Here is a 20849-nt window from a genome sequence, read left to right on the forward strand (position 1 = left end):
TACGCAAATGAGGAGACTATTCAAAAATATATAAATGAACAAGGCCAAGAAAAGACTGCTTATAAGAAGTTTCATAGGGCACAATTACGGTTATTCGAATAACGCGATACCTCGAAGCTCTGCTTCGGGGTCATTCATTTCAAACAATGCCTAAGGGCTTTTTTATTTATACGGATGGCTCATTCTTGAAAAGAATGAAAGGATCATTCAAACAAAATTTAATACTAAAATGAAATTAATCAGATGGGGGAAACCCGGACAGGAAAAAACAGGAGTAATTATCAATGATGTAAAATACGATACCTCGGCATTTGCTGAAGATTACGATGAGGCATTTTTTGAAAACGACGGACTAAATCGTCTGGCTGCATTTTTGAAAGCAAATGAGGGTAAACTGAATACAATTGGTGATGCTGAGCGTTTAGGTTCTCCGGTTGCCCGCCCTTCCAAAATCCTTTGTATTGGTCTGAACTATGTGAAACATGCAGAGGAGTCGGGTATGGCTATTCCTGCTGAACCAATTCTGTTCATGAAGTCAACTACCTCATTGGTAGGGCCTTTTGATGACATTACCATACCTAAGAATTCAGTAAAATCAGACTGGGAAGTGGAACTTGCCTTTGTGATAGGTAAAAAAGCAAGCTACGTTTCTGAAGCAGAAGCCATGGATTATGTAGCCGGATATTGCCTTCATAATGACGTTTCTGAGCGTGAATGGCAGTTAGAGCGTGGTGGTACCTGGGATAAAGGTAAAGGCTGCGATACTTTTGCTCCGGTTGGTCCGTTTTTGGCAACCAAGGATGAGATCCCTGATCCGCATAAATTGAGATTATGGTTAAAACTGAATGGTAAGATCATGCAGGACAGTAATACAGACGATCTGATCTTCAATATTCCTTTCCTGGTATCTTACCTGAGCAATTTCATGACCCTTCTTCCGGGTGATATCATTTCAACAGGAACACCAGCGGGTGTGGGATTAGGTTTTAAGCCGCCAATCTTCCTGAAGGATGGGGATGTAATTGAGTTGGGTATCGACGGACTTGGCGAATCAAGACAGGTTGCTAAAGCCTATGCTAAAGCTTGATTCACATCAGCACTATTGGAAATTTGACCCAATAAGAGATAACTGGATCACAGAGGAAATGGAAGTCATACGTCATGACTTCCTTCCTCCTGATCTTAAACCATTGCTTGACGCCAATGGGATTCAGGGTTGCATCGCGGTGCAGGCCGATCAGTCGGAGGCCGAAACAGATTTTTTGCTTTCTCTGGCAGAAGAACATCATTTTATTAAAGGAGTCGTCGGTTGGGTTGATCTTTGTTCTCCCAACATTCATACCCGGCTTGAACATTATTCCCAATTCTCAAAACTCAAAGGATTCAGGCATATTCTACAGGCCGAACCTATTGAGTTTATGCTCAAAGCCGAATTTCAAAGAGGAATTGCGGCTTTAAATAATTACGGATTTACTTATGACATTCTTATCTACCCTCAGCACCTCAGTGTCACCCCGGACTTGATCCGGGGCGGGGCCATGGGGCTGGGCCACAATAATCAAGCTTTCGTCATCGATCACCTCGCCAAACCCGATATAAAAAATGGCCTTTTCAGCAATTGGGAAGCCGAAATGAAGCAGATTGCTTCATTTGAGAATGTTTACTGCAAACTTTCGGGCATGATCACCGAAGCTGATTTGAAAAACTGGAAAAGGGATGAGATATTTCCATACATGGATAAAGTTTTCGACTTTTTTGGGGCGGAACGGCTAATGTTTGGTAGCGACTGGCCGGTATGTAAACTGGCAGGGGAGTATGATGTGGTTTGCGGATTGGTGGAGGAATATTTAAGTAAATTGAGTATCAGGGAGCAGGGACTGGTTTGGGGGAAGAATGCTGAACAATTCTATAAACTTTAGTACATTCAGGGTGTTAATGGTAGCGCTTTGTCATTGCGATCAGCCTTGGGCTGAGAAGCAATCCCCTAATGTAATGGGATTGCTTCGTCGTGCCTGCCCTTCCGGTCAGGCGGGCCTCCTCGCAATGACATCCCATATTGATGCTAATAAATCAGATTTGATAAATCGAATAAATAATGGATTTAAATTTAAAGGATAAAGTAATTCTGGTTAGTGGCGGTGCCAAGGGCATTGGCGAGGCAATTGTGAAAGTTTTGGCTTCTGAAGGAGCCATTCCGGTGATAATTGGCCGTAATGAGGCCGATAATCTGAAAGTACTTGCGGAAATTGAATCTGCAGGATCTCAGGTTTTTCAGATCAGGGCCGAGTTAACCATGCCCGAAGAATGTGAAAAAGTGATAAAATTGACTCTGGAAAAGTTCGGAAGGATTGATTCATTGGTGAACAATGCCGGGGTAAACGATAGTGTCGGTTTGGAGAACGGTTCTTACGAAGGTTTCGTAGCTAGTCTGCACAAGAATGTGATTCATTATTATTTACTTGCCCATCATGCCTTGCCTGCACTCAAAAAATCTAATGGAGCTGCCATTGTCAATATCAGCTCTAAAACCGCTGAGACCGGACAGGGAAGCACTTCTGCCTATGCTGCAGCAAATGGGGCCCGCAATGCCTTAACCCGCGAGTGGGCAGTTGAATTATTGCCGCACAGCATCCGTGTGAATTCGGTAATTGTTGCAGAATGCTGGACCCCACTGTACGAAAGCTGGATCAAAACCCTTCCAAACCCCGAAGAAAAACTGAAAGACATTGTCAGTAAAATTCCCCTCGAAAACCGCATGACCACCGCGAAGGAAATTGCCGATACAGTTGCCTTTTTACTTTCAGAGCGATCTTCGCATACCACGGGGCAATTGATTCATGTGGATGGAGGCTATGTTCATCTTGACCGGGCCATTGGGTAGAGTTTGAAGCTGAAAGCTTAAAGTTGAAAGGGAAAAGCTAAAGTTCCATTTTGACCGTCATCCAGAATGCAATGAGGGATCTGTTAAAAGGGGGTAATAAATGACTATTTCTCTATTTCCCCTTCCCAGGGCGTTGATTATCTATTTTCAGTTCAAAACTTTATTTAATCAAAGCATTTATTTTTTGCCAAAGCTCATTGTCAAATCCGGAAAGAGCAAAACTTGGATTTGCCGGGTCAGAGGCTTCCCCCATTCTGATAATTACCATATTTTTACTGGGAATGACATAAATGCGTTGATCTTCTGCGCCCATTGCTGCATACATATCGGCAGGAGCATTCGGTACTAAATTACCTGTATATACTTTTTGTCCGCCGGGTACCATATAATTGGATTTGCCATTTAGCCACCATAAATAACCGTAAGATGGATTTATGGTTTGGGAAGTATTAATACTTTCAAGAAAGAAAGATTCGTTCATAATTGTTTCGTTTTTCCATTTCCCCTTGTTCAGAGCCAATAATCCAAAACGAGCCATACTACGTGTATTACTATGATAAATTTTGAATATTAAGCCATTATTCCAGAAACCGTCTATTCCTATTTTGTTTTTTAGTTTAGTGTTAAAATAGGTTTCAAAACTTTGATTACCCGCTTTTGCAACAACATCCATCAGTTTTTGGAAAACATTATGATACGACCATCTTGTACCGGCATCTGCCAGGTAGGTTAAATTCGATTTAATTACGAATTCATTTGCATCATTTATTCCTGAAGCCATGGTAAGCAGATGCCTTGAGGTGATCAGATTTTCTTTTTCTATTGGTTCACTTGTCCAGCCTTCACCTAAATATTGGGACACTTTGTTGTTAATATTGAGCAGTCCTTCCTGTTGGGCAATTCCTGTAGTAAATGCTACCAGGGTTTTGCCGGCACTATTCCATTGCCAGGTGGCAGTTGAGCTATGACCATTAAAATATTCTTCCATTACAATTCTTCCATTAACAAGAATCATAAATGATTTGGTGTTCTTCTGAATAAGATAATCCTTTAAGGCTTGAACAGCACTTGCGTTCCAGCCCAAACTAGAAAGCGTTTTTGCTTCCCAGTTATTATCAGTATTTGAAGGGAAATACATTGATTCAACCAGGTTGGGCTGTTGTACATCTTTACTTACTTTTTTACAAGCTATGAATGGAATTATAAGCAATAAAAGCAATTTTAATTTTTTCATAGATGAGGTAAATAAGTTAATAATTCTCTACAGTCCTAAACTTTAGACAGTACTATTTTAAAAGGGTTTAATATTGATTTTTGAATTCCAGATGAATGTATGTTGCGTCCCTTTCAAAGAGTGCAGCTTATTTACTAAGGGCTTAACCCTTTATTCCCCACCCGATAGCTATGAGGTACCCATTCCCCAAAAAATTACCATTAGCTCTACATTTCAAATGAATTACTAAATTCACCTGACAACAGACAACACATCATAATATGAAAAACATACTCTTAATCCTCTTCTTATCATTTCAAACCAGCACCATCGCAGATCCGGCCAGCTATTTAAACGATCTGAAAGCTGAAATGAAAAAGGAATGGCCTAAAAACAGAACCATCAATTTGGTGTTTCACGGGCATTCTGTTCCAGCAGGATATTTCAAAACCCCGGTGGTGAATACTTTGGAAGCCTATCCATACCAGGTTCTGAGAGCAATGAAAGCAGAATATCCCTTTGCAGTAATTAATATCATCAATACCTCCATTGGTGGTGAAAACTCTGAAAGTGGCGACAAACGATTTGAAACCGAAGTTTTAAATCATAAGCCTGATGTCCTTTTTATAGACTACGCTTTAAACGATCAGGGCATTGGACTTGAAAGAGCTAAAATCGCCTGGGAAAAGATGATCAGTATTGCCCTGAAAAAAGAAATTAAAGTCATTCTGATTAGTCCTTCTCCAGATCAACGAGTGAATATTCTGGAGGTCAAAAATGTGTTGGAGCAACATACAGCCCAAATTAGGAGCATTTCTGAAAAGTACGGCATTGGATTTGTAGATAGTTATAGGATGTTTAAACAAAAGGTGGTTTCGGGTGAGCCTATCACAAAATATATGTCTCAGGTAAATCATCCGAATGAAAATGGGCATGAGCTCATTGCAAATGGAATAATGAGATACTTTTGATTGAGGGAATCAATTGCAAAATTGAGATGTGTTCAAATTGATGGACATATCCTTATTCTTTGTTCTTTAATCCTTGATCAATCTTTAGCAAGATTTTAATTGGATTGCAGTAAAAATCGCTGACTACAGGGTTTTGGATCGGATCTATTATAATATTGATGATAAAACTGCCGTAATTCTATTGGAATTGCCTGGTTTTTGGTGGATATGTATTTGAACAAAATTTATAAACAATAATGGCAGACACAATAAAATGAATTTTAATGTGCCGACTAAAATAAATTCAATGGAACATAAAAAAGACAATCAAAAGATTCTTAAAAATAGATATATACCAACTACCGAGTTTTACAGTCAAATTATTGACAGCCTACAGGATTATTCAATTTTTACTTTAGATAATGAATACAACATAAATAGTTGGAGTTCAGGCTCTGCAAAGATATTTGGTTACGAAACTGATGAAGTTATTGGAGAACCATTCGATATAATATTTACAGACGAAGATTTAAAAAAGGGCATTCCAAATATTGAAATTAAAACAGCATTATTAGATGGTAGAGCCACGGATAATAGATGGCACATTACGAAAGATAAGAGCCTTTTTTACGCATATGGCTTGGTCTTTCCACTCATCGGTTCAGATGGAGAAAGGTTGGGTTATGTTAAAATTTTAAGGGACTTGACAGACAGAAAAAAATCGGAAGATGCCATAAAAAAGTATATCAGAGAATTGGAAGAACTTAATATGCACAAAGAGAGTGTTCTGGCAATACTTTCGCATGATTTGAGAAGTCCGCTGACAGGTATTATCGGAACGGCTGCTTATTTGAGAGAAGATTTTCATAAAATGAAGTCCGAGGAAGTTCAGGAAATGCTTGACTTGCTTTACCAGTCATCAAAGGATGAATTGGATATGTTAGACTATTTAGTGGAATGGGCAAGAATCAAATACGCATCGGAAGTGTTTTCTCCAACAAAAATAAAATTAACTGATTACATAGATAAAGTCTTTGAAAGTTTAAATGAAACCGCTTCCATCAATGCAATAAATCTCCATCACGAAATTGAAGGCGATACTACGGTGTTCGCGGATGGAAAAATGTTAATTTCTATTATTCAAAATATTGTTTCTAATGCGATAAAACATTCAAAAAAGGGAGGGACAATTACAGTTTCAGCCAATAACAAGGATGATAAAATTATTGTTCAGGTTAAAGACACTGGAACTGGAATGTCCAAAGAAATCATGGAAAAACTTTTTACTCCACAAATGAAAACCCTTTCTGAAGAAAGAAAAGCAAATAAAGGGGCTGGAATCGGCTTGTTATTGGTAAAGGGTTTTTTAGAAAAAAATGGGGGCGAAATATGGGTAGAAAGTGTTGAAGGAGAAGGATCATCTTTTTATTTTACCTTACCAAATGAGGAACCATTGTTTAAGAAAGGCAGTTCAGACGAAGTTATGTTTGATGAAAGCACATAATTTACTGTTAAAAGTCCATTTGATGAACAAATCAACTTGTATTAAAACTGCCATAGTAAACTAACACCAATCAAAAATGGCATTTCGGTGATAGGGCGCGGTTTTTTCTTTCTCAAGAATTACCCCGACAAAAAACTGTTGTTAAAATGGGTATAACCAGCAACATCAATTAACCTTAGTTTGAAGATTCAACACCAGCAAAATAATAATTTTTCCGATCGTTTCTTTTATTGAATATCGAATATAAATACCTTTTGAAGGTGAGAATCTTGCAACTCTTTCCAGAAATTCTATAATACCCATCTTAATATAGAACTGCACTTTTGTATAACATAAAATAAAGGTGGTACCGGTAACAAATATTCCTTTTTGAAAATGCTTGAATGTATTCCGGAAGAAAATATTTAGTTGAAGTTAAAAAAGGAACGCCTGTTCTATTCTGTAAACAAATTATCTGGTGATATTTCATAGAACCTACAATAACAATTAAATAAACAATCAAAATGGAAAATTCAAAGACAATTGATGTGTTAAACACACTAATCACTATCAATAACGATAGAATTGAAGGTTATGAAACGGCCTCAAAAGAAACCGAAGAACAAGATTTAAAAATCTTGTTTGCACAATTAAGTTCAACCAGCCAAAAATGCAATCAAGAATTGAATATCGAAGTCAACAAGCTCGGTGGCACACCAGCAGAAGGCACTATGGTATCAGGTAAATTCTTTCGGGTGTGGATGGATGTAAAAGCAGCACTCACAGGTAAAGACCGCAAAGCCATTCTTAATTCATGCGAGTATGGTGAGGACGTTGCAAAGAATACTTATGAAAATGTATTGAAAAATGATACAGAACATTTAAGCCCAGAACTTCAAACTTTGATTCAAGAACAACACACATTACTTGTTACTGATCACGACAAAGTTAAAGCTTTAAGAGATGCTCTAATAGAAGCATAATTGGTTTTAGAATTGGTTGTGTATGGTGCTAATACATTAATTACTCTACCTAAAAACATAAAACCATATTAGTACAAGCACTAATTGATAAAACAGATAATCTGAATTATCTCTTAGTGCTTAAATATTTTCTAAAAAATAAATTAGAAAGAAATGGCAAAAAGGAACAACAGCCAGGGTGGAAAGCAGCACGGCACTATGTTAGATCAGAAGACTTTTCAGGACTTTAATAATAGGAAGCCTTCTCTGAGCGATCCCAACGAAAGAAAAAGTAAGTTAAACCCAGAAGATTTAGCACAACCAGAACAAGCTGGAGCTCCGGTTTCGGATGAAAAGATTGAAGTGCTGAAAACGGTGCCAGGCGCTCCACGATCAAGCGAAAAGAACAATGAGTAGAAATTAAACTAGCTATCTGGACTGTTGCCGAAACTTTAGAATTACATTCAGATTTTTTCTTTTGTCCGATAGGTCTAAAAACTAGCCTGTTCCTTGAGGTTTGCCTCGCTCATCCAACAAAATCATTCATTATTTATGCAAAATATTTGCAGTGTATTTATTTAATGTTTTACTTTGTAATTAAAAGTACTTTTAAATTAATATAAAATGAAAAACGAAAGGCTAATTATCATTCAATCAAGTTTAGGAATTCTTCTGATTATTCCTCTTATTGCAATGCAGTTCACGAATGAAGTCGACTGGGATATCTTCGACTTTGTAATTATGGGAGTTCTATTGTCGGGCACAGGCTTCTTATGCGAACTTGTGTTGAGAAGAGTAAAAGATACACTGAATAGAATTATAATCTGTGGAGTTGTTTTATTTGTATTCTTCCTGATATGGGCTGAACTTGCAGTTGGAGTATTTGGTTCACCATTTGCAGGTTCCTAATGAGGTAAAACAAATAATTAAAGACAATCAGCCCTACTGGCGCGCGTTCTAAGAACAGATTTACTAAGCCCGTATTTTTTCCTTAAGTTTATAAATGCATCTATAATTCTTAAGCTATGAATAAAGTCATCGGGGGAGTATTAATAATTGTCAGTTTGGCAATTGCTTATGTCGGAATCACTAAGATTTCTCAAAGCACAGAATCTGTTAATTTTTTGGGCATAAAAATCGAAGCTTCAGATAATTCGGGCAAAACAGAGGGCTACCTTTTTCTGGGATTGGGGATAGTTCTTTTTGCTGGTGGGATTTATACGTTGAATAAATCTAAGGCTTAATCTAAATTTTAATCAACTGGTTGAAGCTTATTTGTCTGCTTTTGCTATTGTTGTCAATGGCAAAAGCGATGCGTACCAGTATTTCCCCCTGTCCTTAGAGCGCAGCGTCTCTAAGGATTATTAAATGAAATGGAGTTTTAGACTCTAAAAACCAGGACTCTTCAAATCATTTGAAAAAACCCACACTCGCAGTATCCCTTACTGTTCCATCAGCATCCTGATAAATAAAATAAGCTTCCAGTCCCTTGTGTTTTTTCAAAAAGGCAAAGGCCTTTTTAATGCCCATGCCAATCAGGACATTATCATAACCATCTGCACTCATGGCATTTGCGGTTCTGACGGTCACGCTGATCATTTCATTTTCGATCGGTCTGCCGGTTTTCGGATCCATCAGGTGAGAAAGCTTTTTTGATCCGTTTTGGATGTATTTGCGGTAATTCCCGGAAGTGGTGATTGCACCGCCTTTTAATTCGATGATTTTCTGGATAAAAGCTTCTTCGTCTTTGTCATTAGAAGGCTGTTCAATTCCAATCCGCATGATCTGATTCCCGGGTTGTTTACGTCCTTTGACCCGGATCTCTCCGCCAATTTCGATCAGGTAATTTTGAAGGCCCTTCGATTCGATGTAATCTGCAATCACATCCACACTGTAACCCTGAGCTATGCCGTTCACATCAATCTTCAAGCAGGGAATGTCTTTGACCAATTGCCTGCCCCTGATATGGAGCTTATCTGAACCTGAACATGTGAGTGCCTTGCGGATCGCTTCATCCGATGGCTGATTACTGTGCCGCTTCGCTCCGAATCCCCATGCTTCTACTATGGGTAGTATGCTGATATCAAACACCCCATCACTTTCCTTCCAGATCTTTAAAGAGCGCTGTGCCACCTTGTACAGATGCTCATCCATCTCTATACCTTTTTCAGAGTTATTGAACTGATTGATCAGTGAATAAGGTTTATAGATTGAAAGGGAGCTGTCAAGATCTGCGAATTTTTGATCAATCGATTTTGAGCTGATGATTGCATCTCCGGCATAGTAGGTAATCTGATAGCTGGTACCCTGTGCGAAACCGGAGATTTGGAATTGGGAGTAGGATTGGGATTTCCTGCTGCCGCAACTGGTTAGGATGGGTAGGATTGATAGGATTTGTAGGATTACAATATACCTGATAATCACAATTCTACCCTGATTAAAAATCCTGCTCATCCTAAAATCCTCTAATCCTCTAATCCTAATGCTCCGGTCGTCGTATAATATTTCGCAATCATATTCGGCACTTCCCATGCAGGCATAGTATTGTTTAGGATATACCCGATCGCCACTTCAGCAGAGTTTGTACCTTTAAATGTTCCCGGTTTTACGACCCACTCATTTCCTTTTTGGATCAGGTCGAAGCCGGGGTATCTTTGCTGCATTTTAGCTTTTACATTTTCAATAACCGAAGCGAAGTCAGTAGCCGGAACACCCGAAGCAGCTTTAATGTATAATGTGGCCCGGTATTTCTCTTCTGCACTCTGCCTGAGTTCCAGATTAGCTTTCGTGCCCCGCATTAGCGCATAATGGGTGTCACTAGAACCTGCAGGCTCCCTGTACCTCCAGTTAACAGTCACTTTAGCATGCACTCCTTTGATTGTGTAATTGATCTCCCCATTGGCTAAGACCGATAAAATACTGTCTTTTACATATTTTTTCAGGTAATCAGGATAGTCTACCCGGGTAACCCGCTTAAATTCGGAAGGAGTCAGATCAGTTGGCCATTCTTTTGAATTCAGAATTTTGATATCCTTTTTATACTTGAGAGTGACTCCGGGGAATCCGGCCCATTGCGACATGTCGACAAGGTGAGTACTCACATCAGTAATTCCATGGCCTTGCTGCTCTATGTCAAAGAACCAGGCCGGGCGACGGGCTGGTTCAGTGCCTGAGAATTTCAGGAAATGGTGTAAATTTTCCTGAATTAGGGATGGATCATCCACACTTCCTTTTTTGAGTGTTCCGAACAGTTCAGGTATTTCTGAAAGCTCTTTCTGCAGAATGTTGCTGATATCATAACGCAAATCCATTGGATCGAAGATCAGAACCTTTTTTTTCTCTGCCAGTTTGAACGATTTTTTCAGCATTTCAAAATCTTTTGGAGTTACCGCCAGCGGTTTATCTGCTAAAACATGCATACCCGCTTCTATAGAACGACGCATATATTCACCTTTTTTGCTGTTATTCCCGGAAATGATCACTGCATTGCCCTTTTTCTCAGCCAGCATCTTCTCGAGGTAATCTGTACCGGTATAAACCACCATTTTCCATTTGGTGGGATTGGAGGAACGGGAATTCATTCCATTGATGCTTTTCAGATAGGTCTCTACATCCGGACCTGCAGGAGCATAAACATACACTTCAGGATCTAAGCCTGCATACATTCTGCCCTGCATATAAGTTGCATGTCCATGTCCGGGATCCAGAACGATAAGTTTGATCGGAGCATTTTGTGCAATTCCATTAATCGAAATTAAGCTGAATAAAAGAAGTGTCAGTGAATGAAGGACAAGCCTTGATTTTAATATGGTATTAATAAAATTTCGTTTTGAGAAAATATGGAATGCCATTTTTTATTGGGAGTAAATTATATAATGTCTTTTTTATATCAGAATTGAACTTAAACAAATATAAGAGAATTGATTAATCCTGTATTTTTATATATTTATTCATGCACACATTCATACTGATCAAAATGGGTAATCCACTTTTACTATTCAGAAAATTTATTCCGGCATTTTTCATGCTGATGGTTCTTGTTGTTTCGGTAGTTAATGCCCAGACCCAAAAGCCTAAAAAATATATTGTTAACGGATATGTAGGAGGTTACCGTGGCCTGGTAAAAGTTGAGCAAATCGATGCCGAAAAGTTAACCCATATCAATTATGCTTTCGTCAATGTAAAAGACAGCATGGCATTTCTTACGAATCTGAAGACTGATTCAACAAATTTTCGATTGTTAAACGGACTGAAAAAAATCAATCCCGATCTTAAAATTGTGATTTCTATAGGCGGTTGGTCATGGAGTGAGAATTTTTCGGATGCAGTTTTGACTCCCACATCAAGAAAATTATTTGCAAAGAGCAGTGTGGATATTGTCAGACAGTATAATTTGGATGGAGTGGATATCGACTGGGAGTACCCGGCCATGAGGGGCGAGGAAGGCAATGTGTACCGTCCTGAGGATAAACAGAATTTTACCCTCATGTTCAGGGAGATTCGTGCCGAACTGGATAAACTTGAAGCCGAAAGGGGCCGAAAATATCTTCTGACAGCAGCTGTCGGTGGCTCCAAATCCTTTGTGAACAATACAGAAATGGCAGAAGTTGCCAAAATTCTCGATTATATTCTGATTATGACTTATGATTACGGTGGTAAAACAGTTGCGCATCATACAAATCTTTATCCTTCAAAAGGAATGGAGAATTCCAGTTCAGCACATAAATCGGTGATGGATTTTATAGAGGGGGGAGTTCCTGCCCATAAGATCGGATTAGGGGCTGCATTTTATGGGAAAAGCAGGGAGGCAGAAAACGTAATGAAAAACGGACTTAATCAGCCAGTCGTTCCTGGCTCAAAAGCTACTGCCGGACAGGGTGGGGGTTATACCAAAATGAGAAACGAGTTTATCAATAAGAATGGATACAAACGGCACTGGGACAGGCATGCAAAGGCTCCTTACCTTTTTAATCCGGAGACGAAAGTTTTTATCACCTACGACGATGAGCGCTCCATCAGAATGAAAGCAAAGTATATCAGAAAGCATAAACTGGCAGGTATTTTCTTCTGGGAGTATTTTTCTGATCCGGAGGAATATCTTTTGAAAGAGATTGATAGAGTACTTCCGTGAGTTAAGAATCAAGAACCAAGAGCCAAGAATCAAGACCAACTATATTAAGACATTAATTTTGTGTTTTAGATTTTAAGTGTGAAGTAATCTGGTATATCAACACAGGATGGATATTATCTGTTTTAGACTATGTGTTTCAATAGAGTAATTCATTTAAAATTAGTAATAAATGTCTTGATTCCTGGTTCTTGGCTCATGGCTCAAGAAAACTACTCATGGTTCAAAAAATAGTCATAAACCATCTTGGAGACTTTCGCCATCGATTTTACCGCCGCCTTATCATTCTCCAATTCTTTCGATAATAATACCAGAACATATTTCCTTCCATCCGGAAATATTACGATTCCGGCATCATGATTCACTCCGGTAATCCAGCCGGTTTTGTGAGCTACTTTTACTTTTTTTGGCAGTTTTGCAGGGATTTTGTCGTTAAATTTTTGATCGAGCAGGATATTTATCATCGCATCTGAAGAAGATTTGTCAACAGCAAGACCTTCGGCCATTTTTGAAAAGATCATCATCTGATCGTATGCTGTAGTGGTATTGTTCAGTCCCGCACGGTGGGCTTTTGTATCTTCCACACCACGCAAAACCTGTATATCACTGGCTCCCATCTCCCGCATGGTTTTGTTGGTATTTTGTGCTCCCACCAGATCGATAATAATATTAGTAGCCAGGTTACTGCTTTGAATGATCATAAGATAAAGCAGATCATAAATCTTTACTTTCTTGCCTGCTTTGGTATACAATTCAGTTTCACTATCGTCTTTTGGGTCTAGAGAATAAGCGCTTCCATCAACTATGCTTTTGAATTCATTTTTAACAATCAATGAGTCATTAATAGAAAATTTTCGGGCATTAGCCTGTTTATAAGCCTCAATCAATACCGGGGTTTTCATCGTACTGGCGGCATGAAAATTCATCTTTTCGTTGATCAGAATTTCTTCCCCGCTAGCCAGGTTTCTAAAAGCCATGGCAAATACTCCTTTATTTTTAGTGAGTTCTGCATTGATCTTATTTCTGAGTTCTCCCGGATCTTTTGTCCCTGATGGCAGCATGAAAAGTAAAATTGACAGGATTAATGAATACATTATAATACTCCGGAATAATATAGAAGCAATGGCGAATATAGCAATAGTATAATTTGTATTTTTAGTTACCATAAATATTATGAAAACATGATCAGATCAAACAGTTTATTGTTGTGTGCCTTGCTATTAACGATGTTTCAGGCGGCCATGTGCCAGGTAAATCTGAAAAGTGTCGATCAGATATGGGATCATTATGAGCGATACAAGGAACCTGTGATTACAAACCGGTTTTTTAAGTATACAGATGTCGTTTTCCTGATAAATAAACATACGACATCCGGGCTGCTTACTTCTAAAGAGATCGGTCAATCGGTTAAAGGAAGGAGTATTAATCATTTGACACTTGGAACGGGTAAAACAAAGGTTTTATTATGGTCACAAATGCATGGTGATGAGTCAACTGCAACCATGGCCCTGTTCGATCTGTTCAATTTTCTGGCAGCGGATGATGAGCACAAGGATTTAAGAAAGTTGATTCTCAGCAGCCTGGAGCTCCATATCGTTCCGATGCTCAATCCCGATGGTGCCCAGCAATGGAAAAGAAGAAATGATCTTGAGATTGACGTAAACAGGGATGCCCGTATGCTTGTGACACCAGAGGGCAGGGCATTGATGAATCTTGCGAAGAAAATAAAGCCCGAAATAGGCTTTAATCTTCATGATCAAAGCACACTATATGCTGCCGGTCGTAATGAAAATACTGCAACTATATCTTTTCTGGCTCCGGCCTATGATTACCCGAAGAGTATGAATGAGGTTAGAAAAAGAGCCACGCAGCTGATATTAACAATGAATAAAGCCTTGCAGACCAAAGTTCCGGGCAAGATCGCTAAATATGATGATGCATTTGATCCGCGTTGTTTTGGGGATACCTTTCAGGGGATGGGCATTTCAACAATTCTGATAGAATCAGGCGGATATTATGCCGACCCTGAAAAGCAATACATTAGAAAGCTGAATTTTTATGCCCTTCTTAATGCTTTTGTGTCGATCGCTGAAAAAACTTATGTAAGTCAAAAACTTGCTGATTATCAGCAAATTCCGGAAAACAGCAGGTCTTTGTATGATGTATTGGTCAGAAATGTAAGTATAAATAAGGAAGGTATCCAGTTCCAGACCAACCTGGGGATTGTCCGTTCTCAAATCAAGGGTTCTGATTACGGTAGTATGTCATACAACGGCCGTATCGAGGAGCTGGGAGATGTGGAACTGACTCATGGTTATGATGAAATTGAAGCCTCAAGCCTGACTTTTACTCCTGGCAATATCAAACTGATGCGCAAAAGTGAATGGGAAGTATTAAGTCCGCAGCAAGAGCTTGATCTGATCAGAGAAGGTTTTCTTTTTGTGAAATGGACGGATGCTGCATCACCTGCCGGCCCATTGAGCGCCAGACTCCTGAACCTGACCAATAAAGCTACTAACACCATACAATCTGCTTCCATAGGCCAGCAAGCACAATTTTTACTAAGCAGGGATGGAAAGCCTGTTTACGCACTGCTTAATGGATATGTTTTGGATTTGACTAAAGATGTTACAACAGTGCCAAATGTGTTTGGTTATTGAGAGGTATTTTTCATCCTGTCCGGAGAGTTTAACGCAGCGTCTCTCCGGATATTAAATGAGAAAGAGTCTCCAGACTCGTACAATTGTTATTTTTGATTAAAAGACTTCATGTTATTACATATCCTTAGAGATGTAGCGCTTAACTTTTAGTAAAGAGTAGTTTCAAAAGAAAATATGTTTTTATCCTTTACCAACCTTAAATCCGATCTCAGGAAACTTATTCTGGTCTGAATGCTTGCCCATAAGCTCATCCAGATATTTAAATACTATTTCCAGGTTTTTGTCATGATTGTTAAGTTTCTTCTTGATCTTTTCAATCTCAAGATTTAGTTCTGAATGATTGTTCAGAATATGTTTTATTCGCGTGAAAATTCTCATTATCCGGATGTTTACCTGAATAGCTCTTTCACTATGCAATATCCCTGATAACATAGCTACACCCTGTTCAGTAAATGCATAGGGTAATTTTCTTGTACCTCCCCAACTTGATATTCCATTCTGGAATATCAAGTTCTTAAACTCTTCTTCATAAAGCTGAAACATGAAATCTTCCGGGAATCTTGATTTATTCCGGGAAACGGCTTTGTTTAAATTCCCTGTTGACACATCATATAGCTCAGCAAGATCTTTATCGAGCATTATCTTGGTATTTCTGATAATATAGATCTTACTGATAACGACTTCGTCAGTGATAATTGCGGTATTCGAATCCATTGTAAGTATTGATTTTTCCAATACAATTTAAGATTCACCGGAATTAATTTCATGAATATCTAATTATCGGTAGGAATTAATGAGTAAAAGGGAGATTATTGGAAATTTTTCTCTGGTCGGTGTTGTCACAGTACCAGTACTAACGCTCAACCTTTTTCCTGAAATCTTACTTTGAATAAGCAATTCTATTAATCAGGCTGAGTAAAGAGCGATCACCTGCCGCATCTCCTAAAATTTGCCAGATCATTATTCCGGAAGCATTTTCTTTTGCAAGCAGTGTTTTTTTACGGATCGTATCTTCTCCATTGTAATACATGATCATACCGTCGGGCATCGTTATCTGATCGGTTTTTTCAGCACCAGGGAAGGTTTTAACAATCTGTCCGTAATTCATGCTGGAGGCCTTAGAAGTCAGTTCAGGCCCGAATCCATAACCATAAAAACCGACGCCCAATACAATTTTCTCTTTGGGGATATTCCTTACTGTTCTAAAGTAGTCCAGATCTGCATGGGCATGCTCATAAGTTGAATGTGGTCCGGGTTTGGAAGGTCTCCATGGACCGGTATGATCATAACTCATCAGGGTCATGAAGTCGTATTGGGCCAGAGCCCGGTCACTTAACTGATCTTTATAAAAGATAGCGATTGCTGAGGTGATCATTTTTTTATGCGGCTTCAGCACATTGGCAAGTCCGACTACGAAGTTTTCGTAATTCTCATCAATGTCACTTCCTTCTATGTCAACATCAATACCATCAAAATTGTATTTTAAGCTAATCAGCAGGAGGTCGTTAATGAATCTTGCCCGATTTTCATCCCTCAGGAGTTTATGGTAATATTCGTGTCTTCCGCCACCTGCAATTGATGGAAGGACCTTAACTCCATATTTATGCGCCGCCTTGATGAAGGGCTCCAGTGCAGAAAGATCCTGATTGAAATTGCCCAGAGTATCCGGATTCAGAAATGAAAGGTTGATATGTGTTAGCTTATCAAAGGGCACAGTCTTTAAATCTGCGGTCATTGCCGCTCTCAAAGAATAGTAGCCGACAACTTTGAAATCTGATTTTTTCTTTGACTGACCCTGTGCCTGTGAATGCAGAAGTGTTAAACTAATGAACAGTAGTATTTGTTTTTTCATTTTTTGAATCTATGGACTGTGATTATTAATTCGGATAGAATTCCTTTACCCTTATTTCTTCTTTTATTGCTTCCTCAGTTTTGCCCTGCTTTCTCAAAATTGCAGCTCTGTACTTATGGCATTTTGCGGCTACATAAGAATCAGGAAATGAACGGGCAGATTGAGTAAACAAATCATAAGCCTTTTGCTGTGACTCTGCATCTTTTTTCTTCATCAGTTCCTTCCCATCAATATAATCCTGATGCCAGCGCCGCGCAATGGCACTCATTCGGTCGGCTTCCTGTAAAGTGGCAAACTGCGGAGGGAATTTGGAAGGTGTTTTTGGGCTGATATTTAGATTGCCTTTTTTAAAGAATTTCTCAATTGCTTTAGCGATGGCATGAGCTTCATTATAATTGTGTTCCCTTGTTTTTAAACGGGCTTCTTCCTCTGGGTTAGTGAATAGTGATGCTTCTGCAAGAACACCGGGAATGCCATAGGTTCCTCTCAATACCGAAGATCCTGCACCAGAAAAAATGGTAAAATCAGAGACCACACTGACCGGTGTTTTTGTTTTGTACATGTATTTTTTCAAATTCTTTGCCAGCAGTTTTCCAAAAGTCACACCGGCCTGGTTTTCTGAAGCAAGGCCATGATAATAAATGATTGGGAAATTAACTGAGGGATCGGCAGTAGCATTATGGTGGATGGAAATAAAGAAATCAGCTTTATTTTCAATGGCCATTTTAGAGCGTTCTGCAAGAGGGAATGGAACATCGCTGCTTCGGGTCATGAGGACTTTTGCTCCTTTCTGCTCCAAAATCTCTTTTAATAGCAATCCTACACGAAGGTCTATCCATTCTTCGCGCTCGCCTGTAGGCCCCTGTCGGTAGCTGTCAGTAGCTGCAGAGCCACCATGACCGGGGTCGATACAGATTATTTTACCATTTAAAGTACCATCCCCTGGTGAATTCTGCTGTGCAAAGCTGCTTTGGATGAATCCAATAAGGATGAGCAATAAAAAAGATCTTATTTTAATGATTTTTTTGTGATTTAGTCTTTGCATGAGAATTTGGCATTAAAAAACAGTCCAGAATTAATAATTTTCATGAAAATAGGTGATTATTCGGCCCATTTCATTGCGGATATCTGCTGTTGGAATCATAAAGTTATTATTCATGAATGAATACATGTATTTTTTGCCTTTCCGTGTAATGAAAAATCCTCCCTGTAGATGCACATTCTGAAGGGTGCCTGTTTTTGCCCACACAAATGGTTGACCATTTTCTGTTTTATAAGCATTTCGCAGTGTGCCACTTACTCCGCCAGCAGGCAGTAAATTATGCAACCTTTCTTCGGTTCCAAGCTTCTCCCTTATTTTGGTCAGAATCTTAATGATCGAACGCGGACTGAATAAATTATATCTCGACAATCCTGAACCATCCCTCCACTGGAATTTATCAGGCAGGTCATTCAGGAAGTTCATTGAGCTGTAAGAGATCGCCGAATCAACACTGAGCTTTCCCGGAAGAAGGGAAGAACAGAGATACAGAATCTGCTCTGCAAGGTAATTATCACTCGGAAGCATCATTCTTCTGTAGAGGCTATCTGAGGGTATGCTGTATATAGTTTTAGCATTTTGAGGCAAATTCATGCGGATGATGCTGACAGGTAGTTTGAGTGTATCACTAAGTGTTGCGGCGGTCAGCTCTGCTTCCGGTACGAGATAAAGTGTCTGCCTGTAATTTAGAGGCATGGTCATTTGCGGATACGAGAAGGTATTGGTCTTATCATCTCTGCGAACACTGAATGTTCTGGGATGGTATGAAGTATCCGCTTTTAAGTATTGATTCAGAAAGACGGGTTTGATCGCTAAATTCCCGTTCTTGTCTGCATAAGCCAGAGCTCTGTTTTCGCCTACCGGCAATGAAACCATTGCAATCTGGTAAATGGAGGAACCATTGAATTCGGTACCTCCATTACTATGAGAGTAAAACAGTTTTTTACCTGAATTTTTAAGGAAGTCATATACCCGGCTTGATTTCAGATCGGGATGAAGAAATGAAGGATCACCTGTCCCCCAGAAGATCAGGGAATCACCTTTGGTAACATAACGAAGTCCGGGGATAGAATCGCCCAGCATACGGAGTGCGGTGTATAAAGTAAAAAGCTTAGTATTTGATGCCGGGATTGCAGGTTTGTTGGCATCCAGTTCATACACTGGCTTCATGGTTTTTAGATCATAAAGTGAAAATCCGGTATAATGGTTTTGAAGAATCTCTGAGCCGGCAAAGACTTTTGCTACTTTACGTTTATTTAATTTTTGTGCTTCAGTCTTCGTACTGAATAAAAACAAAATGAACAAACATAATAAGCCGTTTATCAGGTTTTTATTTAAGTTTAACTTTTCTGGGATCATCTTTTTCAGATTTTTTTGTTTAATTCTTATCGCTATAATTGGCCGTTCTGATCGCTTAAGAGCAGGAGTAATTTTATGCAAGATAAGTTTCCCCTATGAAAGATAAAAGAACAAATAAAAGGCTGAAAGGATTCAAAACCGTGTCAGCCTTAATCCTTTTTAATTAAGATTATTGTTTAATATTGTGTCTATGCAAAAAATCTTCTGTATTGTGCTTTTTAGCATTTTTCCGGCTCTTTTGTTGGCTCAGATTCCCTTGCGACCAAGGGAAATGGGCTTGAAGATAGGAGTTCTGCCGGCCGGCGCATTGAATGCAATTACAGATGTTCCCGGAGTTAAAGTAGGGCATAAAACACTAATTAGCGGAGAGTCAGTTCGAACTGGAGTTACAGCCATTCTCCCACATGATGGCAATTTGTTTCAGTCCAAAGTCCCTGCTGCTGTTTTTGCAGGAAATGGTTTCGGAAAACTTAGTGGCACTACCCAAATTGATGAACTCGGAACATTGGAAAGCCCGATTGTTTTAACCAATACGCTCAATGTAGCCGAAGGTATTCAGGCTGTGATTGAACATACACTTGCACAGAAAGGCAATGAATTGGTACAATCGGTAAATGCCGTGGTTGGAGAAACCAATGACGGTAATTTAAATGATATACGTGGCCGTCATGTAAAAAAGGAAGATATTCTCTACGCCATTCGATCTGCTTCAGGCGGCCCTGTTACTGAGGGAAATGTTGGCGCAGGAACTGGCACGGTTTGTTTCGGATATAAAGGTGGAATAGGTACATCTTCAAGAAAATTACCTCAGAGTCTTGGCGGATATACAATAGGTGTACTTGTTCAGACTAATTTCGGTGGAGTCTTGCAGATTGATGGAGTGCCTGTGGGTGAGGAATTGGGCAAGTTCTCATTCAGTGATAAATTGCTTAATAATGTGGATGGTTCCTGTATGATCGTTGTAGCAACTGATGCACCATTGGATGCAAGAAACCTGGAACGTTTAGCTAAACGGGCTTTCATGGGAATGGCTAAGTCGGGTGGTATTGCATCTAACGGAAGTGGCGATTATGTGATCGCTTTTTCTACTGCCGAAGCTCTGCGTGTTCCTCATCAGCCTGCTCAGCCTGTAATCCAGGCAGGATATCTGCATAATGATTTCACCTCACAGCTATTTATGGCAGCAATTGAAGCTACTGAAGAAGCGGTAATAAATTCCCTTTTTGCTGCAAAGACCACAATAGGAAATAATGGGCGTAAGATCGAAGCTCTTCCTCTCGATAAAGTAATTCCGATACTAAAAAAATACAATAGACTATAAA

The 20849-nt window shown here is 39.2% G+C and carries 20 protein-coding genes; 12 read left to right on the forward strand and 8 right to left on the reverse strand.

The window, feature by feature from the left end:
- The first annotated feature begins 229 nt into the window (after positions 1-229).
- From Q8M41_RS05650 to Q8M41_RS05660, 3 genes are all read left to right on the forward strand, one after another.
- Positions 230-1087 (forward strand): fumarylacetoacetate hydrolase family protein, encoded by an 858-nt coding sequence (locus Q8M41_RS05650; RefSeq protein ID WP_305364277.1) that lies wholly within the window; start codon positions 230-232, stop codon positions 1085-1087.
- The gene (locus Q8M41_RS05655; RefSeq protein WP_305364278.1) at positions 1074-1919 is read left to right on the forward strand and encodes an amidohydrolase; all 846 of its coding nucleotides are present in this window, start codon (positions 1074-1076) and stop codon (positions 1917-1919) included. The genes Q8M41_RS05650 and Q8M41_RS05655 overlap by 14 nt, the downstream gene beginning before the upstream one ends.
- Before the next feature lie 176 nt (positions 1920-2095).
- A complete protein-coding gene (locus Q8M41_RS05660) occupies positions 2096-2881 on the forward strand; it encodes an SDR family oxidoreductase (protein ID WP_305364279.1) in 786 nt (261 codons plus the stop codon).
- A 160-nt stretch (positions 2882-3041) separates the two neighbouring features.
- Here the strand turns inward: Q8M41_RS05660 and Q8M41_RS05665 are convergent, their stop codons facing one another.
- Positions 3042-4115 carry a serine hydrolase gene (locus Q8M41_RS05665; protein WP_305364280.1) on the reverse strand — a complete coding sequence of 358 codons (1074 nt, stop codon included), beginning with the start codon at positions 4113-4115 and terminating at the stop codon, positions 3042-3044.
- 260 nt (positions 4116-4375) lie between these two features.
- On the opposite strand from Q8M41_RS05665, the gene Q8M41_RS05670 reads away from it, so the two are divergent.
- The 6 genes from Q8M41_RS05670 (at position 4376) to Q8M41_RS05695 (ending at position 8733) form a co-directional block, all read left to right on the forward strand.
- Positions 4376-5065: a GDSL-type esterase/lipase family protein gene (locus Q8M41_RS05670; RefSeq protein ID WP_305364281.1), complete on the forward strand. Its 690-nt coding sequence runs from the start codon at positions 4376-4378 to the stop codon at positions 5063-5065.
- Between the two features lie 286 nt (positions 5066-5351).
- Positions 5352-6548, forward strand: coding sequence for a PAS domain-containing sensor histidine kinase (locus tag Q8M41_RS05675; RefSeq protein ID WP_305364282.1), 1197 nt, complete (start codon positions 5352-5354; stop codon positions 6546-6548).
- A 503-nt stretch (positions 6549-7051) separates the two neighbouring features.
- Positions 7052-7510, forward strand: a complete 459-nt coding sequence (locus tag Q8M41_RS05680; RefSeq protein ID WP_305364283.1) for a PA2169 family four-helix-bundle protein — start codon at positions 7052-7054, stop codon at positions 7508-7510.
- 153 nt (positions 7511-7663) lie between these two features.
- Positions 7664-7906: a hypothetical protein gene (locus Q8M41_RS05685; protein ID WP_305364284.1), complete on the forward strand. Its 243-nt coding sequence runs from the start codon at positions 7664-7666 to the stop codon at positions 7904-7906.
- Positions 7907-8113: 207 nt separating this feature from the next.
- A complete protein-coding gene (locus tag Q8M41_RS05690) occupies positions 8114-8398 on the forward strand; it encodes a hypothetical protein (RefSeq protein ID WP_305364285.1) in 285 nt (94 codons plus the stop codon).
- A 116-nt stretch (positions 8399-8514) separates the two neighbouring features.
- Entirely contained in the window at positions 8515-8733 is a 219-nt protein-coding gene (locus Q8M41_RS05695; RefSeq protein ID WP_305364286.1) for a hypothetical protein, read from the forward strand.
- Positions 8734-8899: 166 nt separating this feature from the next.
- Here Q8M41_RS05695 and Q8M41_RS05700 read toward each other — a convergent pair whose 3' ends face one another.
- The gene (locus Q8M41_RS05700) at positions 8900-9943 is read right to left on the reverse strand and encodes an FAD:protein FMN transferase (protein WP_305364287.1); all 1044 of its coding nucleotides are present in this window, start codon (positions 9941-9943) and stop codon (positions 8900-8902) included.
- 11 nt (positions 9944-9954) lie between these two features.
- Positions 9955-11340, reverse strand: a complete 1386-nt coding sequence (locus tag Q8M41_RS05705) for a putative oxidoreductase C-terminal domain-containing protein (RefSeq protein WP_305364288.1) — start codon at positions 11338-11340, stop codon at positions 9955-9957.
- A 101-nt stretch (positions 11341-11441) separates the two neighbouring features.
- Between Q8M41_RS05705 and Q8M41_RS05710 the strand changes: the two genes are divergently transcribed.
- Positions 11442-12620, forward strand: a complete 1179-nt coding sequence (locus Q8M41_RS05710; protein ID WP_305364289.1) for a glycoside hydrolase family 18 protein — start codon at positions 11442-11444, stop codon at positions 12618-12620.
- Between the two features lie 209 nt (positions 12621-12829).
- On the opposite strand, the gene Q8M41_RS05715 is transcribed toward Q8M41_RS05710, so the two are convergent.
- On the reverse strand, positions 12830-13678 hold the full coding sequence (locus tag Q8M41_RS05715; protein ID WP_305364290.1) for a serine hydrolase: 849 nt from the start codon (positions 13676-13678) through the stop codon (positions 12830-12832).
- A 120-nt stretch (positions 13679-13798) separates the two neighbouring features.
- On the opposite strand from Q8M41_RS05715, the gene Q8M41_RS05720 reads away from it, so the two are divergent.
- Positions 13799-15277, forward strand: coding sequence for a M14 family zinc carboxypeptidase (locus Q8M41_RS05720; protein ID WP_305364291.1), 1479 nt, complete (start codon positions 13799-13801; stop codon positions 15275-15277).
- Positions 15278-15457: 180 nt separating this feature from the next.
- Here the strand turns inward: Q8M41_RS05720 and Q8M41_RS05725 are convergent, their stop codons facing one another.
- From Q8M41_RS05725 to Q8M41_RS05740, 4 genes are all read right to left on the reverse strand, one after another.
- Complete coding sequence (locus Q8M41_RS05725) at positions 15458-15991, reverse strand: ORF6N domain-containing protein (protein ID WP_305364292.1); 534 nt, start codon at positions 15989-15991, stop codon at positions 15458-15460.
- A gap of 166 nt (positions 15992-16157) precedes the next feature.
- On the reverse strand, positions 16158-17129 hold the full coding sequence (locus Q8M41_RS05730; protein ID WP_305364293.1) for a glycosyl hydrolase family 18 protein: 972 nt from the start codon (positions 17127-17129) through the stop codon (positions 16158-16160).
- A gap of 25 nt (positions 17130-17154) precedes the next feature.
- A complete protein-coding gene (locus Q8M41_RS05735; protein ID WP_305364294.1) occupies positions 17155-18174 on the reverse strand; it encodes an N-acetylmuramoyl-L-alanine amidase in 1020 nt (339 codons plus the stop codon).
- Positions 18175-18204: 30 nt separating this feature from the next.
- Positions 18205-19527 carry a D-alanyl-D-alanine carboxypeptidase gene (locus Q8M41_RS05740; RefSeq protein WP_305364295.1) on the reverse strand — a complete coding sequence of 441 codons (1323 nt, stop codon included), beginning with the start codon at positions 19525-19527 and terminating at the stop codon, positions 18205-18207.
- 190 nt (positions 19528-19717) lie between these two features.
- Here Q8M41_RS05740 and Q8M41_RS05745 point away from each other — a divergent pair, with 190 nt between their 5' ends.
- Positions 19718-20848: a P1 family peptidase gene (locus tag Q8M41_RS05745; protein ID WP_305364296.1), complete on the forward strand. Its 1131-nt coding sequence runs from the start codon at positions 19718-19720 to the stop codon at positions 20846-20848.
- Position 20849 lies beyond the last annotated feature (1 nt).

Source organism: Daejeonella sp. (assembly GCF_030684675.1).
Taxonomy (GTDB): Bacteria; Bacteroidota; Bacteroidia; order Sphingobacteriales; family Sphingobacteriaceae; genus Daejeonella.

Coding starts and splice junctions, on each gene's coding strand:
- Q8M41_RS05715 (WP_305364290.1), bottom strand. CDS start 13,678: ATGCTGCCATCAGGGACAAAAGATCCGGGAGAACTCAGAAATAAGATC.
- Q8M41_RS05695 (WP_305364286.1), top strand. CDS start 8,515: ATGAATAAAGTCATCGGGGGAGTATTAATAATTGTCAGTTTGGCAATT.
- Q8M41_RS05665 (WP_305364280.1), bottom strand. CDS start 4,115: ATGAAAAAATTAAAATTGCTTTTATTGCTTATAATTCCATTCATAGCT.
- Q8M41_RS05685 (WP_305364284.1), top strand. CDS start 7,664: ATGGCAAAAAGGAACAACAGCCAGGGTGGAAAGCAGCACGGCACTATG.
- Q8M41_RS05740 (WP_305364295.1), bottom strand. CDS start 19,527: ATGATCCCAGAAAAGTTAAACTTAAATAAAAACCTGATAAACGGCTTA.
- Q8M41_RS05735 (WP_305364294.1), bottom strand. CDS start 18,174: ATGCAAAGACTAAATCACAAAAAAATCATTAAAATAAGATCTTTTTTA.
- Q8M41_RS05730 (WP_305364293.1), bottom strand. CDS start 17,129: ATGAAAAAACAAATACTACTGTTCATTAGTTTAACACTTCTGCATTCA.
- Q8M41_RS05705 (WP_305364288.1), bottom strand. CDS start 11,340: ATGGCATTCCATATTTTCTCAAAACGAAATTTTATTAATACCATATTA.
- Q8M41_RS05670 (WP_305364281.1), top strand. CDS start 4,376: ATGAAAAACATACTCTTAATCCTCTTCTTATCATTTCAAACCAGCACC.
- Q8M41_RS05650 (WP_305364277.1), top strand. CDS start 230: ATGAAATTAATCAGATGGGGGAAACCCGGACAGGAAAAAACAGGAGTA.
- Q8M41_RS05675 (WP_305364282.1), top strand. CDS start 5,352: ATGGAACATAAAAAAGACAATCAAAAGATTCTTAAAAATAGATATATA.
- Q8M41_RS05720 (WP_305364291.1), top strand. CDS start 13,799: ATGATCAGATCAAACAGTTTATTGTTGTGTGCCTTGCTATTAACGATG.
- Q8M41_RS05655 (WP_305364278.1), top strand. CDS start 1,074: ATGCTAAAGCTTGATTCACATCAGCACTATTGGAAATTTGACCCAATA.
- Q8M41_RS05745 (WP_305364296.1), top strand. CDS start 19,718: ATGCAAAAAATCTTCTGTATTGTGCTTTTTAGCATTTTTCCGGCTCTT.
- Q8M41_RS05710 (WP_305364289.1), top strand. CDS start 11,442: ATGCACACATTCATACTGATCAAAATGGGTAATCCACTTTTACTATTC.
- Q8M41_RS05680 (WP_305364283.1), top strand. CDS start 7,052: ATGGAAAATTCAAAGACAATTGATGTGTTAAACACACTAATCACTATC.
- Q8M41_RS05690 (WP_305364285.1), top strand. CDS start 8,114: ATGAAAAACGAAAGGCTAATTATCATTCAATCAAGTTTAGGAATTCTT.
- Q8M41_RS05725 (WP_305364292.1), bottom strand. CDS start 15,991: ATGGATTCGAATACCGCAATTATCACTGACGAAGTCGTTATCAGTAAG.
- Q8M41_RS05660 (WP_305364279.1), top strand. CDS start 2,096: ATGGATTTAAATTTAAAGGATAAAGTAATTCTGGTTAGTGGCGGTGCC.
- Q8M41_RS05700 (WP_305364287.1), bottom strand. CDS start 9,943: ATGAGCAGGATTTTTAATCAGGGTAGAATTGTGATTATCAGGTATATT.